This is a genomic window from Bacillus sp. DX4.1, from assembly GCF_030348195.1.
Lineage (GTDB): Bacteria > Bacillota > Bacilli > Bacillales > Bacillaceae_G > Bacillus_A.
In genome coordinates this window covers 1,856,298-1,873,651 of record NZ_JAUCFT010000008.1, presented here as the reverse complement: position 1 = coordinate 1,873,651, position 17,354 = coordinate 1,856,298, and the positions used below count along the sequence as shown (strand labels likewise).

The following is a 17,354-nucleotide window of genomic DNA, read 5'->3' as shown; positions in this document are numbered from 1 at the left end:
GGCCGGATGCTCTCTCCCACCTAAAAAGAAGGGCTCTATGTCGGTTTTTTAATTTGTATTTATATAATTATAACGACATGTTATATGAACTAGCATTTCGGTTAGGAATACTATATAAATCCATTTTGATTTTTCGACATATAGCCGCGGCTATGGATAACAAAAGGTGACCTGCACTCGTTTGCTCTCTTTGTTTTCACTATGTCTGGGCTGGAAAAGGATCTGACCGCTTCTATACATGGCCGGATGCTCTCTCCCACCTAAAAAGAAAGGTTTATGTCGGTTTTTTAATTTGTATTTATATACACTAGTTAAATCTTCGAATCTAGTATGCTACAAGACACAATATTCCCCCGAATTTTTGAAATAAAACACCTAAAATTGATTTATGTATTGTATTCACTCCACATTTCATGTTACCGTATTGTTGCAACGATTACGAGATAATTCCTTGGCTTGCTTTCATAATATATAATGAACATCTTACACAATGTACACCGTTTTTTGCATACATAGTTATTCATTTTTTGGTTATATATAAATCCATTTTAATTTTTCGACATATAAGCCGCGGCTATGGATAACAAAAGGTGACCTACACTCGTTTGCTCTCTTTGTTTTCACTTGGCATGGGGCTGGAAAAGGATCTGACCGCTTCTATGCATGGCCGGATACTCTCTCCCACCTAAAAAGAAGGGGTTTATGTCGGTTTTTAAATTTGTATTTATATAGTCTACTTATTTCTATTACATATCATACGAAACTCCTAACAACGGATCTACTAGAACGTAATAAGCAGATAAAGTGAACCTTTTATCAGTGGGGTTTTCTTCATCCCTCACTAATAATTAACCCTCACCAATCGGGCTTTTACGAGCAGTTATCCCTCACCTATCTTCTTTGTTTTCTCTGAATCTTGAAGTGGGGATCTTACTGCCCGCGAATAGCGGAATAAAAACTCAAAAAGGAAAGGTATATATGACAACTTTATTAAAACGCTTTATTTTAATAGCTATTCTCATTACACCGATCGTTTTATCCGTAAATAACTCCTTTACTTCAAAGGCAAAAAACGTAGCAAAAGTAGAAGAAAAATCACAAAAAGCAAAGGCAACAGAAACAAAGAAAAAAGAAGATCCTGAAATTACTCTTACATTCTCTGGCGATACAATGTTTGACTGGCAATTACGTCCTGTTATTCAGAGTAAAGGCTCTGATTATCCATTCGAACATGTAAAAAAAGAAATTAAAAAAGCAGATTTTTCTTTTGTAAACTTAGAATCCACATTTACAACACGTGATAAAAAATATCCTGGTCAGTTATTTTGGATTAAAAGCGACCCGTCTACGTTACAAACGATTAAAAATATGGGCTATGATATCGTCAATATCGGAAACAACCATACGCTCGATTATGGACAAGATGGTTTAATGGATACTATTTCTCACGTAGAAGAACTAAAACTCCCCTATATCGGTGCCGGAAAAAATGCAAATGATGCATATACAGCACGAGAAGTTACAGTGAAAGGGAAAAAGTTTAAATTCCTCTCCTTTGTTCGCTTTATACCTGAATTCAATTGGGTAGCTGGTAAGGACAAACCGGGCGTTACAAATGGATATGATATAAATCTAGTAACTAAAACAATTAAAGAACAAAAGAAAGATGCCGATTATATGATTGTATATATGCATTGGGGTGTTGAAAAATCAAATAGACCAGTAGATTATCAAAAACAATATGTTCCCCAAATGGTTGAAGCAGGTGCTGATGCGATTGTTGGTAGTCACCCACACCAGCTCCAAGGATTTGAATATTATAAAAAAGTTCCTGTTGCATACTCACTTGGAAACTTCTTGTTCCCTGATTATGTAAAAGGACACAGTGCAGAAACTGGTGTATTAACAATGAAATTCAAAGGAAAAGACGTGCAAATGTCATTTAATCCTTATATAATTCGTAACAATCAAATTTCACCAGTTGACGCTCAAGAAAAGAAAACGATGCTACAATATTTACAATCTATTTCGAATGATGTAGAAATTGATAAAAATGGAAAAATAATAGATAAACGTAACCAATAAAGTGGAACTTTGATTAATGGGGCTTCATCCCCCATTAATCATTATCCCTAACCAACTCTGCTTTCTTCTTTGTACAATTGAAAGTATCCGTTCATACATCTATAAAATGATAGAAATGCCTTCTAGCTTCGCGGAAGGTATTTTTTTATTCATTAAATCCATTTTGATTTTTCGACATATAGCCGCGGCTATGGATAACAAAAGGTGACCTGCACTCGTTTTCTCTCTTTGTTTTCACTGTGTCTGGGGCAGGAAAAGGATCTAACCGCTTCTATGCATGGCCGGATGCTCTCTCCCACCTAAAAAGAAGGGTTTTATGTCGGTTTTTTAATTTGTATTTATATATATGTAATCTAGGTCTATATTAAATAAACTCGTCTAATCACTATGACCAGCGAATACAATAAATGGATGATATTTATTACAAGGGGGTACACATGGCTGATTTATTTGTATCAAGATCACTCGATGAAATTCGCTTCTGGTCTCGGATTATGAAAGAACATGCTTTATTTTTAAGTCTTGGATTTAGTGCTGGTGATACACAACTCATACAAGAGGCACAACAATTTATTGCATTATTTGAAAAAATTGAGCAACAACTGAATCAATACTCTGTTGATTCAGACCCTCAACAAATCAAAAATTTTAACAATCAAGTTTATCAAGCTGTCTCTTCCATTTGGGCCTATAAGCGAAAAGTGTTAGGCTTAATATTGCAATGTAAGATTCAATCCAATAACTATGCATTATTAGTTGATCATACTAGCCGCGAAGCCGCCTATTTTGCCAACCGCTTAAAAGATTTAAATGAAAATAAGCTCGATCCATTGCCCGCAGCAATTATAGAAGAAAATGTATTTTTCTTAAAAATCATGGCAGATCATGCAAAATTTATTGGTCATCTTCTCGATCAGTCTGAAAGAAAATTAGTTGAACAAGCACGAGAATTTAGTCATGATTTTGATCAACTTGTTTTTCAAGCAATCGATTTAAACTCTATGCGTCCACAATCAGAAACGGTACCTATTTTAGACCAATTCCTTGATCAAAACCGTGTTTCAGTAACTGCTTTGCGTGACTTTAAGAAAACGGCAACAGAGTTAATTAAAGCCTGCAAAATAAAAAGTAACATTCATCCTCTTCTTGCAGACCATGTTTATCGTGAGGCTGAAAGATTTCTTCATATTATTGATATGTTTGATAAAAGTCTTACTGCAAGCTCCTAAAAGGTGCATCTTGTAAATCTACCAATAAATATAATCTATATAAATCCATTTTGATTTTTCGACATATAAGCCGCGGCTATGGATAACAAAAGGTGACCTGTACTCGTTTTCTCTCTTTGTTTTCACTGTGTCTGGGGCAGGAAAAGGATCTGACCGCTTCTATGCATGGCCGGATGCTCTCTTCCACCTAAAAAGAAGGGGTTTATGTCGATTTTTAAATTTGTATTTATATATAAAGTGCAATTTTTATCAGCAGGGGGTCTTCATCTCCCATTGATCATTAGCCCTTACCTAACTTCTTTGTTTCTCTCTAAATCTTGAGATGAGGATCTTACTGCCCACGAATAGCGGGATAAAATAAAAACTAAATCTCTTTGAAAAATTCTCTTAGAGATTTAGTTTCATCCACGCTAAATTAATAAATCAAACAACACCGGATTTTTATTCAACTCCATAAATTGAATATTATTCTGTTGAAAACGAGTAATTAACGGCTCATAATCTTCTCTATGTTTTAACTCCACTCCGACAAGTGCAGGTCCGTTTTCTTTATTATGTTTCTTAATATACTCGAATCGAGTAATGTCATCATCTGGTCCTAAGCCTTTATCAAGGAACTCTCGCAATGCCCCTGAACGCTGCGGAAATTCAATAACAAAATAATGTTTTAATCCTTCGTAAATAAGAGAGCGTTCTTTGATTTCTTGCATTCTATCAATATCATTATTCCCGCCACTTAACGTGCAAACAACAGTTTTCCCTTTAATTTCTTCTTTATATAAATCCAGTGCAGCAATAGAAAGAGCTCCAGCTGGCTCAGCAACGATTGCATTTTTCTTATATAACTCTAAAATCGTTGTACAAATTTTCCCCTCAGGCACTAGTACGATATCATCTAAAACTTCCTTACACGTTTCAAAAGTTAATTTCCCAACTCGTTTTACAGCCGCTCCGTCAACAAAACTATCAATATTGTCTAATGCTACATTTTCGTTTTGTAAAAAAGCTTCTTTCATCGATGCAGCACCAACTGGTTCTACCCCGATTACTTTCGTGGAAGGACTAACACCTTTTACATATGTACCAATTCCTGATGCCAAACCACCTCCACCAATTGCTGTGAATACGTAATCAACAGGTTTCTCCATATCGTGCAAAATCTCAACGGCAACAGTTCCTTGACCAGCAATTACATATGAATCATCAAATGGGTGAACAAACGTCATCCCCTGTTCTTCGCAATAACGCTGTGCTTCTTGGAAAGAACTATCAAACGTATCGCCAACTAAAATAATCTCAGCAAAGTCACCTCCAAAAAATTGGACTTGGGATACTTTCTGTTTGGGCGTTGTCGTTGGCATAAAGATTTTTGACGAAATCTTCAATAAATTACACGTATACGCGACTCCTTGTGCATGATTTCCTGCACTTGCGCAAACGACACCGTTTTGTACTTGTTCCTTTGATAAACTTTGAATTAAATTGTAAGCACCTCGAATTTTAAACGATCGAATGACTTGTAAGTCTTCCCGTTTCACATACACATCACACTCATAATAATCCGATAAAACCAACACCCGTTGCAGCGGCGTTTTATTTACGATATCCTTCATATGATTATGAGCCACAAGGATATCTTCGATTTTCACTCTCTCCCTTACGTTTTGCACCATCTCGTATCATTCCTTATCTCTTTAATATGTGACTCAATCAAAATTTTGCATTTTCAGCACAGCACCTGTATTTGCTGATGTAACCATTTGTGCATATCGCCCAAGCCAACCCGTTTTCACTTTTAACTCTGGTCTTTTCCATTCTTTTCGGCGCTTTTCTAGTTCTTCATCACTTACTCTTACTTCAAGGAGACGCTCCTCTACATCAATACATACAATATCTCCTTGCTGCAAAAGAGCTATTTCGCCTCCTGCCGCAGCTTCCGGTGAAATATGACCAACTGAAATGCCGCGTGATGCACCTGAGAAACGACCATCCGTTAATAATGCAACATCTGCCCCTAAGCCCATACCCGCGATTGCTGATGTTGGTGCTAACATTTCCGGCATACCTGGTCCACCTCTTGGCCCTTCATAACGGATAACAACAACATCACCTTTTTTTACTTTACCAAGCATAATACCAGCAAGTGCCTCATCCTGAGAGTGAAAAATGACACACGGTCCTTCAAATCGTTTTACCTCTGTTGCACCGCTTTTAATAACAGCACCATCTTTCGCAAGGTTTCCTTTTAATATACGCAGGCCACCTTCTTCACTATGCGGATTTTCAAGAGAGTGAATCACCTCTTTATCTTGAATTTCTGCATGAGCGATGTTTTCTCGTAACGTTTGACCTGTAGCTGTAATCCGGTCAAGATGAAGTACCCCTTCTTTTCTACTTAATTCTTTTAAAATTGCACTAATGCCGCCAGCACGCTCAATATCTTCCATATGCCAATTCGATGCCGGACTTACTTTACATAAATGAGGAACGCGGCGAGAAACTTCATCAATTCGATTCATATCATAGTCTAACCCTGCTTCTTGAGCGATTGCTAGCGTATGTAATACAGTATTGGTCGAACCACCCATCGCCATATCTAATGCAAACGCATCATCAATTGCTTCTTGTGTAACGATGTCACGTGGCTTAATATCTCGTTCTATTAATACTTTTAATTTTTCTGCTGCCTGTTTAATTAAATCCTTACGCCGTGGATCAGTGGCTAGAATGCTTCCATTCCCCGGAAGTGCCAATCCTAACACTTCACATAAACAATTCATCGAATTTGCCGTAAACATACCGGAACATGAGCCGCAAGACGGACAACCATGATCTTCAATATCTTTTAACTCTTCTTCTGAAATTTTTCCAGATTGATAGGCTCCAACTCCTTCAAAAACAGAACTTAAATCCACTACATCTCCTTTTGAAGTTTTTCCTGCAGCCATTGGACCGCCTGAAACAAAAACAGTTGGAATGTTAACGCGCATCGCAGCCATCATCATACCAGGTGTAATTTTGTCACAGTTCGGAATACAAATCATTCCATCAAACCAGTGAGCATTTACAACTGTTTCTACTGAATCAGCGATAATCTCCCGGCTTGGCAGTGAATAACGCATGCCGATATGTCCCATTGCAATTCCGTCATCGACTCCAATCGTATTAAACTCAAACGGAACCATTCCTGCCGCACGAACTGCTTCTTTCACAAGGCGCCCAAATTCATTTAAATGCATATGACCTGGAATAATTTCAATAAAAGAATTACAAATCGCTACAAACGGTTTATCAAAATCTTCATCTTTTAAACCAGTCGCTTTTAATAAACTACGGTGCGGTGCTTTATCAAATCCCTTTTTAATCATGTCACTTCTCATTTTCCCAAATCCTTTCTCTCTTTGTTAAGCTAAATTTCCTGCGAGTCCTGGAACACGTACCCCTCGTTCTTGCGTTAACTTTCGGAATTCTTCTGTTAACTGTTTTGTTACACCCCCTGGTTTTCCGTTCCCAATTTCTCTTGAATCAACCTTAACTACTGGGATCAACTCCGCAGCTGTTCCGGTTAAAAAGACTTCATCTGCTACGTATACATCGTGACGTGTAAATGGTTTCTCCTCACATGGAATGCCTAGTCGCTCACAAAGTTCAATTACACTATTACGCGTAATTCCTTCCAGCGCTCCTAAATAAGCAGGAGGTGTCAATACTTTCCCATCTTTTACAACAAACACATTGTCTCCTGATCCTTCACAAACATATCCTTGTTGATTCAGCATGAGTGCTTCTAGGACACCCGCTTGTGCCGCTTCAATTTTCACAAGCACATTATTTAAATAGTTCATCGACTTAATCCGAGGATCAAGTGCATCTGGCATATTGCGTCGAGATGCAACAGATACAACGCTAAGACCGTTATCATAAAATTCTTGCGGGAACAGCTTTAACTGTTCAGCGATAATGATGATACTCGGATTTTCACAACTTCTTGGATCAAGCCCTAAGTCCCCTTTTCCTCTTGAAACAATTAACCTAATATATGCATCCGCATATTCATTTTTTTGTAGTGTCTGTAAAACTGCTTGTTCCATCTCTTCAACTGTCATTGGAATCGTAAGTAAAATAGATTTCGCAGATTCATATAAACGCTTCAAATGCTCTTTCAAACAAAATACATTCCCTCCATAACTACGAATTCCTTCAAATACGCCGTCCCCGTATAAGAATCCGTGATCATAAACAGATACAACTGCCTTTTCTTTTTCTACTAATTCCCCATTCATATAGATATATTGTTTTTTCATCATACATCGCTCCTCTTTTTTATCTCCTTATACGCAATCCATCTCTATATCGATTGCTGAGAAGAAGTCATTTTCTTAATATTCTGTATACGAATCATAAAAAATATCCTCGGCTCAATAATCGATTTTCTACAAACTTGTAGCAACCCATTGCTGAGGCGAGGGAATCGCGGTACCACCCAGCTTCCTTATACTTCTCACGAAATACAAGCTCTGTAAGTCCTATTAGACTTTCGTTCTTTTATCGGGAACAACTCCGCCGCTTTCTACTAAGTTTTCCTTTCGAAAGCAGTGCTCTGAGGTGATCTTCAACGATGCGATCGTTACCGTCCTTTCAGCCCCTGGGACAGTTCTCTGAAACGCTCTTTATCGTTTACTCTCCTCTTCTTCGCTTCTTCTATTCTCTTTTTCCAAAATAAAAATCTCTCGCCTCAGCAATCAATCACTACATCATTGTAGCTTTGATTGCTGAGGCGAGAGATTCGCGTTACCACTCAGCTTCCTTATACTTCTCACGAAATATAAGCTCTGTAAGTCCTATCAGACTCCCGTCCTTTTACCGGGGACGATGCCGCCGCTCTCTACTGGGTTTCCCTTTCGCAAGCGGTGCTCCGAGGTGATTTTCAATGAATCGATCGTTACCGCCTTTCCAGCCACGAGGCAGCTCTCTGAAACTTTCATAATCATTTACTTTCCTCTTCTTTGCACGTAAATTATTTAAAAGTTAGAAAATTCAGAATTAACTTTTAGTTGTTAAACGTATTATAGGACTAGACTCTTTTCGTTGTCAACACTTTTTTAAAAATTCATATTTAAATTTCAATTCATATATTATTTTAAAAACGCTTTAGAATATAAGGTAATGGTAAAATATGGATAATCATATTGGATAGGTTAGGAGGAACGGATTGTGTCTTTAACTATGATCAGCATATTATTGTTCATTTGTTTAATCGTAGTCACATATTTGCTTTATAAATTTTTTCCAATGAAACAATTCTTAAAATATGTCCCCAGTGGCATTGTGTTACTCGGTGGATGCATTTTAATGTTAATTGCCATAAAGAGTGGTGGATGGGAAGGCATCGGTTATGGCTCACTAGCATTTTTCATGATTTTAACTAGCTTGTTAACTTTCGTCTTTTCGTCGCTATTAGAATATTTCGCTTTATCAAAACTCAAAAAATAGCTTACTAGTTCTTCTGTTTACGAAGGTGGAATAAAAAATAAAGTCATATCCAAAATTGTTGCTTATCTTGCATTTGTTTTTCATACTAGCAAATTGTTCTTTTAAAGAAAGTATAGATTCAAATGATGGCCCTTATGCTGATAGGAAAGTGAGTAAAAATCTGACGAACGAAAAGCGAAAACCGGCGTGATCGAACAAATTGATGCTAGCAGTGACTCCTGCCTGCAATATTAAACAACTCAAAAAAATATATATTTTCAAATTTTTTCATTGCGAGAATAAACAATATATACGATACTAAATAAAACATATCTATTTAGGAGGATTACAGCAATGACAGAAAAAACATACGAACTCGCAACCTTTGCAGGCGGTTGCTTTTGGTGCATGGTAAAACCATTTGATGAACTTCCTGGTATTCAAAAAGTTATTTCTGGTTACGTTGGTGGTCACGTAGAAAATCCAACATACGAGGATGTAAAAGCAGGAACATCCGGTCATTTAGAAGTCGTGCAAATTACATTTGACCCTTCCCTTTTCCCTTATCAAAAATTACTAGATTTATATTGGCCACAAATCGATCCGACTGATGATGGCGGACAATTTTTTGACCGCGGACCATCATATCGTACAGCGATTTTTTATCATAATGAAACGCAAAAAGAACTAGCTGAAAAGTCAAAGCTAGCAGTAGCAGAAAGCGGTATGTTTAAGGAGCCAATCGTAACAGAAATTCGTCCAGCTGCTCCATTTTACGAGGCCGAAGAATATCATCAACATTTTTATAAAAAGAATCCAGAGAAATATGCGCAAGAGCGTAAAGAGTCAGGTCGTGAAGACTTTATTCAAGATAACTGGAATAAAGTGAAACTTTGATCAGTGGGGGTTTTTCATCCCCCACTGATTATTGGCCCTCACCAATCGGGCTTTTACGGGCTGTTTATCCCCTACCTAACTTCCTTGCTTTTCGCTGAACTTTGAGGTGGGAGTATTACTGCCTGTTAATGCGGGATAAAAAACAATAAGAATCCTCAGCGATCTTTCTACTATTTGAAAGATCGCTGAGGTTTTTTATCATCACATATTTATCGCAATTGAAACCAAATTATTTAGCATACACACACAATAAAATAAAAAAACCCTTCCCGTAAACGAGAAAGGGCTCTAATGCCTCCAAGATTGGAGGCTTGTTCAAATGTTGCTACCATGTAGGGTGGAGGTGTTTGTACGTATAAGGTAAAATATATATATCTCATATATCATATGCTAAGCAAAGTCGTATGGTTTGGGCATGCTGTGTAAATTTCCGATAAAATTGATTATGTGAACGAAAAGTCCCTTCAGATTTTTTCTGAAGGGACTTTTCTAGGTTTTTAAATACATTGAATACCGATAATGAGACTTTATGTATATAAATCCATTTTGATTTTTCGACATATAAGCCGCGGCTATGGATAACAAAGGGTGACCTGCACTTGTTTTCTCTCTTTGTTTTTACTTGGCATGGGGCAGGAAAAGGACCTGCCCGCTTCTATGCATGGCCGGATGCTCTCTCCCACCTAAAAAGAAGGGGTTTATGTCGGTTTTTTAATTTGTATTTATGTAGACTAGATATGAATGCTATTATTCTAAAATATAGGATATAGACTGATAAACAAGCTGTTTTTGTTTTTACTTACTCCTAGTTCCTTCATTATCTATATCTACTTATTCTCTTCTTTTTTTATCTTTAAAGCAATCAAACTAGCAAAATCATGCACAAGCGTAGCTGCCAAAAGAGAGGTAATTTGTGCTTGATCATATGGCGGTAATACTTCAACTAAATCAAAACCGATGTAGTTAAAACCACTTAGGGAACGTACCATATTCAATGTCTCACGACTGTTGAATCCGCCTACTTCTAACGTGCCAGTACCGGGTGCACAAGAAGGATCCACAAAGTCAATATCAAATGTTAAAAAGCAAGGTGTATCACCAATTGTTTGTCGCATTTGCTGAAGAGCACTTTCAAAACCGCGCTCACATAATTCCGTCGTCGTAATGACGTTATATCCCAAATCATCACTGGCTTGTATATCTCCTGGATGATTCAACGTTCCGCGGATCCCAATTTGAAATACTTTATCTGATTGTAATAGTCCTTCTTCATGTGCACGTATAAATGGAGAACCATGCCAATATTTCTCTTCATAGTAAGTATCCCATGTATCCGTATGAGAATCGAAATGAATCATAGCTACAGGTCCATGTACTTTAGCTGCCGCACGAAGGCTGGCTAATGTAACAGAATGATCTCCCCCAAGGCCTATCGGGATAATTCCTTGTTTCATTAAGCCAACAACAGCTTCTTCAATCAAGTCATAGCTACGATGGATATTATGCGGAATAACAGACACATCTCCAATATCAATCGCGTTCGTATCATCAAACGGATAGACATGATGAATTGGATGATACGGAAATAATGTCATAGATGCTTGACGAATTGCTTGCGGGGCAAAACGTGCACCAACTCGAAAAGACGCAGCCGTATCAAATGGCATTCCTAAAATAGCAACCTTCGCTTGATCATTGCTAGAAGGTAGTCTCATAAATGAACCTGTCGTACAAAATTCTGGTTTTACATCTGGTGTGAGCGGATATTTCATTCGTCATTTCCCCTTTATAAACATGATTTTTAACATCAAAAAGAAATTCCCTTTATGAAAACATACACAAGATTATTTTTCTTTTATACAATGCAAAAATCATACCAAACAGAAACAAACCATTCCTCACTATCAATTCCTTATATATGTATTTTCTACCTATGCACAAACGAATAATTCATGCTATGCAGCATAAAAAGGATGAAAAAATAATATCATCCTTTTTATTTCTATATTTACGTCATTAACAAACACTTATTTTCGTAATCTCTCGATAAAGCGTTGTTAACATATAGGCCTTCTTAGGAGTTTTTTATATAACCCCAATAACATCTAAAAATACGATAATAATCGCAATTGGTGCTACATAACGAAGTATACATAACCATAAAACGAATAATTTATATCCTTTGTTTTTACTTACTCCAAGTTCTTTCATTAATACTTCCTTCTTCATTTTTAACGGAACAAAGATGGCAACTAATAATACGCCAAGTGGCATAAGTATATTACTTACTGCAAAATCCGCTAAATCAAAGATTGTTTTATCAAATAGTTTCACATCGCTTAATACACCGAATGATAATGCTGATGGAATCCCCACAACGAAGATTAATAAGCCAACGATTAATGCTGTTTTCTCACGTTTTTTCTTACCTTTTGTTGTAAGCGAAGCAACGCTAATTTCTAACATGGAAATCGCTGATGTTATGGTAGCGAAGAAGAACAGTAATAAGAAAACAATGAAGAATAGTTTTCCGAATGCCATTTTACTGAAAATAGCTGGTAATACGATAAATAGTAGTCCTGGTCCTTGAGATGGTTCCATTCCAAACGCAAAGACGACTGGGAAAATGGCAAGTCCAGCAAGCAATGTAATCACAAGTGTTAAACCTACAATTGAAATTGCTGATCGCGGTAAACTCTCTTCTTTTGGTAAATAGGAACTGTACGTTACCATTACTGCTACACCGATAGATAATGAGAAGAAAGATTGACCCATTGCATATAAAATGATTTCAGATGTTACGTGTGAGAAGTCAGGTTGTAAGAAGAAACGAACCCCTTCACCTGCTCCCTCTAATGTAAGAGCTCGAGCGATTAATACAAAGAATAAAATAAATAGTGCTGGCATGAAGTACTTATTTACTTTTTCAACGCCGTTTTGTACACCTTTACTTACGATAAAAATAGTAATAAGGATGAATAATAGCTGCGAACCAACTGCTAAATATGGATTAGAAATGATTTCACCAAACGTGGCTTCATATGAACCATTCCCTTCCCATAACCTTCCTGTAATCGCGTTCCATAAATATAGTAAAATCCAACCGCCTACAACGCTATAGAAAGAAAGTAAAATGAAGCATGTTACAATACCTAACTTACCAAGCCACGGCCATAATGTGTTTGGTGCAATTTCTCTATACGCATCAACGGCCTCTTTTTGTGTGCTTCTTCCAATAACAAATTCAGCGAGTAATAATGGTAAACCGATTAATAATGTAAACCCGATGAAAATAAGGAAGAACGCACCGCCCCCTCCAATGCCGGCCATATACGGGAATTTCCAAATCGCTCCGAGACCAATTGCCGAACCTGCTGCTGCTAAAATAAAACCAAGTTTCGATGTCCATTGCTGTGAATTCATCTCTCTATCTCCTCTCTTCTGTTTTCTCTTTTTTTAAATATCTACTAATACGAAAATCATGTAACAACTACCAGTATTGTTTTTCCCTTTTTCTAATCCAACCACTTCCTTTCAAAAATAAAAAATCGCCCCTACAGTAACGTAGGGACGATGAAATTATCGCGGTACCACCCTAGTTGTGAAGAACACTAAGAAACTACCTCAATAAAAAAAATCGCCCCTACGTAAACGTAGGGACGATAGAATATCGCGGTACCACCCTAGTTATGAAGATACACAAAGAATACTACCTCAATAAAAAAACGCCCCTACGCAAAACGTAGGGACGATATATATCGCGGTACCACCCTAGCTGTGAAAACATTCTTCACCACTTTATTTGATAACGGTATACACTACCGTCTTTCATTTCCTCTTAACGAGATTTATGAAAGATGCTCCAGGACGAACTTCATGAATAATCTATATACTGATTCACACCAACCATCAGCTCTCTGACATAGGGAGATTTTCACTACTATACCCTTTCATTGCTCAACTATATGTTTTCCGAATTGATTACTATCATTTTTATCACACATTAAAAACAGTGTCAACTGATTTTTTTGAATTTTTATGTATTATTATGCTTAAAATTACTATTTTTCGTTATAAAAATCTAAAATATGACTTTTCTATGAATACTATTCAATCGCTTATGGTTAATACTTTATTAAATACACCAACAGGTTTATAGTAAGAAAAGATGATTCTTAGCAACATGAGTAGGAGGAACCGTTTTGTCTACTTCAAAAGTTTTAAAAGGAACTGCTTTACTAAGCGGCGCCACAATGATTTCGCGTATTTTAGGCTTTATTTACTTCTTTCCTTTTCAACTATTAGTTGGGGAACAAGGGGTTGCCCTATATGCGTATGCATATTCTTGGTATGGCATTTTACTTAGCTTTTCTACGGCTGGTATTCCGATTGCCGTTTCGAAATTTGTTGCCAAATATAATGCACTAGGTGACTATAGTACAAGTAAAAAACTGTATAATTCCAGTGTAAAACTCATGATGCTTATGGGCTTTATCGGCTTCTTAATTTTGTTTATTGGAGCACCTTACGTATCTCAGTTTATTATTCGTTCTGAAACACCTGACCCACAGTTCATTGCTGACGTGACACTTACAATGCGGGCATTAAGTTTCGCTCTAATTATCGTACCTGCGATGAGTGTAACACGCGGTTATTTTCAAGGTTTCCAGCATATGAAACCAAGTGCTGTTTCCCAAGTTGTGGAACAAATTGCACGCGTCGTTTTTATTTTAGTTGGAAGTTTTGTCGTTTCAAAATTGTTAGGTGGTTCTGTTGCTTCTTCAGTTGCAGTCGCAACATTTGGAGCTGTAATCGGGGCGATTGCAAGTGTTTCAATTTTAGTGATGTACTGGAGAAAATACAATAGCTTAAAGCCACCAGAAGGCGAGCTTAAATCACGTTCATCTAGTATTTCATTAAAAAACATCTATATGGAATTACTTCGTTATGCGATTCCAATCGTATTCGTTGGGATTGCCATTCCACTGTATACATTAGTGGATCAATATACAGTTGCCGATGCACTCAGGGCAGTTGGAACACCACTTAAAACAGCAAATGCTATTTTCGCTTATATCACGAACTATGCTCAAAAATTAATTATGATTCCCGCGTCACTCGCAACCGGATTTTCACTTACGATTATCCCTGCGATTACAAAATCATTTACAAGCGGAAAATTAGAAGAATTACAAGAACAAATCACAAAGATTTTTCAAGTACTATTATTCTTTACCATCCCTGCTGCATTCGGACTCGCTAGCATCGCATATGATGCGTTCCGTATGGTATATATGAGCCCTGATACTGCTTTAGGCGGGTCACAATATTTAATTTCATATGCACCTTCAGCAGTACTGAGTGCTATTTTTACCGTTTCAGCGGCAATCTTACAAGGGATTGATTATCAAAGAAAAACAATGATCGCCTTCTCGATTGGTATTCTCGTAAAAGTCATTGTAAATACACCGCTTCTTTACCTATTAGGTGGACATGGCGCAGTACTCGGAACCATTCTCGGATACCTTGTCTCCGATATCATCATGCTATATTGCATCGTTAAATTCACGAAATTTAATATCATTGAAACAGGTAAAACCGTATTTCTCATTACGCTTTATTCCGCTGCAATGTCAGCTGTTGTAATAGGATTGAAATCCATCATACAATGGTTGATTCCTGGACAACCTTACATCGAATCATTACTAATCGTTATCGTATGTGGGGCAATTGGTGGTCTTGTCTACCTCACTTTCGTATTTACAAGTGGACTTGCATCGCACATTCTTGGTGATCGTATTAATCGTTTACCCGTATTGAGAAGACTAAAACAATAGCTAGTGAAAAAAGGTGTAACTTCCATATAAAGTTACACCTTTTTCTAACTTTCATCAGTATTCTAGATACGCAAAGGAAATAACTTGAAGGAAACCCCAAAAGATGATAGATGATTTTTCGGTCCAAGAATTCTAGTTAGAAGATTAATCGATAGGCAGTTTTATATTATTTCTTCGATAGTTATTTTTTGTTTATTTTGCTCGGACGGGCAATGCAGATAAGCTAGAATGTCCCGAGCAACAAAATTGGCGCGAATCGAAAAGATTCACGCCAATCCATATAATTCATTATTTATTTTTCTCCCCTTTCCGTTCGGGAAACATATTGGCGTACCGAATTGACTGTCTACACCGATGCGACATTTTAGTCCGTAAATGCGTTCGATATTTTCGCTCGTTATTATTTTTTCAGGGGCACCTTGAATAAAAACTTTTTGCTCTTTTATCGCTACGAGATGATCCGCATAACGACAAGCTAAATTAATATCGTGCAAAACCATGACGATTGTTCTGTTCTCGTCTCTATTCAAATCATACAGCAGATCTAAAATTTCAATTTGGTGCGTTAAGTCTAAGTACGTTGTTGGTTCATCTAATAAAATGGTATCGGTATTTTGAGCAAGATTAAGAGCAATCCACGCTCTTTGTCGCTGTCCACCAGATAATTCATGGATATATCTATCTTGCAATTCTTTCATGTTTGTTACTGTTAAAGCATGATTAACAGCTGTTTCGTCTTCGTTTGTCCATTGTTTGAATGTACTTTGGTAAGGATATCGACCTTGTTTCACTAACTGTTCCACTGTTACCCCTTCCGGTGCAATTGGTGACTGTGGTAAAATAGCTAACTTTTTAGCGACTTCTTTTGATTTCATTTTCAAAATGTCTCGGTCATCAAGAAATACACTACCCGTTTGCGGTTTTAGTAAACGGGCAATTGCGTGTAACAAAGTCGATTTCCCACATCCATTTCGACCAATGAAAACAGTGATTTTCCCTTTAGGGATTGCTAAATTTAATGAATCAATAATTTTCGTTTCACCGTATGCTAATGTTATATCTTTAACATTGATTTTTATCTCGCTCATGCACTATTCCCTCACTTTTGTCTGCTTACTTTTAGCTGGGCAATTGCCACAATAACCGATTCCTTCAACATCTTCTTCTAATTTATAGTACAAGCAGCACGTCTTTCGGTATGGATTTAATTTAAGTTCTTCTCCTATTTTCAAATAATGTTTAATCGGATTTTCTTTTAAATTAAACAAGTCCCCACTCGCATTTTTCAAGAAATTGAAGTCGCTGTTTAATCGTTCAATTTTAATAGGATCAGATTCTCTCGCTAATATCTTCCGGTAAATTGAGTTAATTCGAATAGCTACGTTTTCCCACAATATTGATGACGGAACGTGGGATGTTTTTTTCAATATGTATAAAACCGGCGTTATATGAGACGAAAAAAGGTCGCGCAGCACGTTTTCACGCCATTGTTCCCTCTCCATACCCTCTACTTCCTGCCATTTGCACATACCTGCTTGAATACATAATTTGCGTTCTTTACTTAATGCACATGCTTTTACCGGCAAATTAAGGGCGCAGTTGAATTCGACCATACTATATAAAGTAGACGATACGACGAGATAAGCATATCTTTTCGAAAGCATTGAAGCTGCAACTGATAAATTCGGCGCTTTTATCTCTCTCATTTGCTTTTGTAGAAATAATAAACATTTTTCTTCATTTAACAAATCTGTTATCGTGATCTCCTTAAGCCTCTCATGTTCTAAATGTATATCGAAAGTTTTCAGTTGTTTTATCACAATACTACTCATTT

At 37.0% G+C, this 17,354-nt stretch carries 12 protein-coding genes and 3 other annotated features; of the genes, 5 read left to right on the top strand and 7 right to left on the bottom strand.

Features of this window, described 5'->3' with window-relative positions; all coding sequences use genetic code 11:
- Positions 1-978: 978 nt before the first annotated feature.
- Positions 979-2,085 carry a CapA family protein gene (locus tag QUF99_RS12480; RefSeq protein WP_289370433.1) on the top strand — a complete coding sequence of 369 codons (1,107 nt, stop codon included), beginning with the start codon at positions 979-981 and terminating at the stop codon, positions 2,083-2,085.
- Positions 2,086-2,522: 437 nt separating this feature from the next.
- Positions 2,523-3,314, top strand: coding sequence for a DUF2935 domain-containing protein (locus QUF99_RS12475; RefSeq protein ID WP_289370432.1), 792 nt, complete (start codon positions 2,523-2,525; stop codon positions 3,312-3,314).
- A gap of 410 nt (positions 3,315-3,724) precedes the next feature.
- Here QUF99_RS12475 and ilvA read toward each other — a convergent pair whose 3' ends face one another.
- The 3 genes from ilvA to ilvE are packed head-to-tail and all read right to left on the bottom strand — an operon-like array spanning position 3,725 to position 7,618.
- The gene (ilvA, locus tag QUF99_RS12470; RefSeq protein ID WP_289370430.1) at positions 3,725-4,987 is read right to left on the bottom strand and encodes a threonine ammonia-lyase IlvA; all 1,263 of its coding nucleotides are present in this window, start codon (positions 4,985-4,987) and stop codon (positions 3,725-3,727) included.
- A gap of 33 nt (positions 4,988-5,020) precedes the next feature.
- A complete protein-coding gene (gene ilvD / locus QUF99_RS12465; RefSeq protein ID WP_289370428.1) occupies positions 5,021-6,694 on the bottom strand; it encodes a dihydroxy-acid dehydratase in 1,674 nt (557 codons plus the stop codon).
- Between the two features lie 24 nt (positions 6,695-6,718).
- Positions 6,719-7,618, bottom strand: a complete 900-nt coding sequence (gene ilvE, locus QUF99_RS12460) for a branched-chain-amino-acid transaminase (RefSeq protein ID WP_289370425.1) — start codon at positions 7,616-7,618, stop codon at positions 6,719-6,721.
- A gap of 151 nt (positions 7,619-7,769) precedes the next feature.
- Positions 7,770-8,016, bottom strand: a binding site (T-box leader).
- A gap of 68 nt (positions 8,017-8,084) precedes the next feature.
- Positions 8,085-8,330, bottom strand: a binding site (T-box leader).
- A gap of 198 nt (positions 8,331-8,528) precedes the next feature.
- On the opposite strand from ilvE, the gene QUF99_RS12455 reads away from it, so the two are divergent.
- Entirely contained in the window at positions 8,529-8,807 is a 279-nt protein-coding gene (locus QUF99_RS12455) for a YesK family protein (RefSeq protein ID WP_289370423.1), read from the top strand.
- Between the two features lie 333 nt (positions 8,808-9,140).
- Positions 9,141-9,683: a peptide-methionine (S)-S-oxide reductase MsrA gene (msrA, locus tag QUF99_RS12450; RefSeq protein ID WP_289370421.1), complete on the top strand. Its 543-nt coding sequence runs from the start codon at positions 9,141-9,143 to the stop codon at positions 9,681-9,683.
- 827 nt (positions 9,684-10,510) lie between these two features.
- On the opposite strand, the gene speB is transcribed toward msrA, so the two are convergent.
- Together speB and QUF99_RS12440 are read right to left on the bottom strand one after the other, a co-directional pair.
- The gene (speB, locus tag QUF99_RS12445) at positions 10,511-11,455 is read right to left on the bottom strand and encodes an agmatinase (protein WP_289370419.1); all 945 of its coding nucleotides are present in this window, start codon (positions 11,453-11,455) and stop codon (positions 10,511-10,513) included.
- Positions 11,456-11,768: 313 nt separating this feature from the next.
- Positions 11,769-13,106 (bottom strand): sodium-dependent transporter, encoded by a 1,338-nt coding sequence (locus QUF99_RS12440; protein WP_289370417.1) that lies wholly within the window; start codon positions 13,104-13,106, stop codon positions 11,769-11,771.
- A 318-nt stretch (positions 13,107-13,424) separates the two neighbouring features.
- Positions 13,425-13,646: a binding site (T-box leader), on the bottom strand.
- A 239-nt stretch (positions 13,647-13,885) separates the two neighbouring features.
- On the opposite strand from QUF99_RS12440, the gene QUF99_RS12435 reads away from it, so the two are divergent.
- The gene (locus QUF99_RS12435) at positions 13,886-15,520 is read left to right on the top strand and encodes a putative polysaccharide biosynthesis protein (RefSeq protein ID WP_289370414.1); all 1,635 of its coding nucleotides are present in this window, start codon (positions 13,886-13,888) and stop codon (positions 15,518-15,520) included.
- Between the two features lie 266 nt (positions 15,521-15,786).
- Here the strand turns inward: QUF99_RS12435 and QUF99_RS12430 are convergent, their stop codons facing one another.
- Both QUF99_RS12430 and QUF99_RS12425 read right to left on the bottom strand, forming a co-directional pair.
- On the bottom strand, positions 15,787-16,608 hold the full coding sequence (locus QUF99_RS12430) for an ABC transporter ATP-binding protein (RefSeq protein ID WP_289370411.1): 822 nt from the start codon (positions 16,606-16,608) through the stop codon (positions 15,787-15,789).
- A gap of 3 nt (positions 16,609-16,611) precedes the next feature.
- Positions 16,612-17,352 carry an IucA/IucC family C-terminal-domain containing protein gene (locus tag QUF99_RS12425; protein ID WP_289370409.1) on the bottom strand — a complete coding sequence of 247 codons (741 nt, stop codon included), beginning with the start codon at positions 17,350-17,352 and terminating at the stop codon, positions 16,612-16,614.
- Positions 17,353-17,354: the final 2 nt, after the last annotated feature.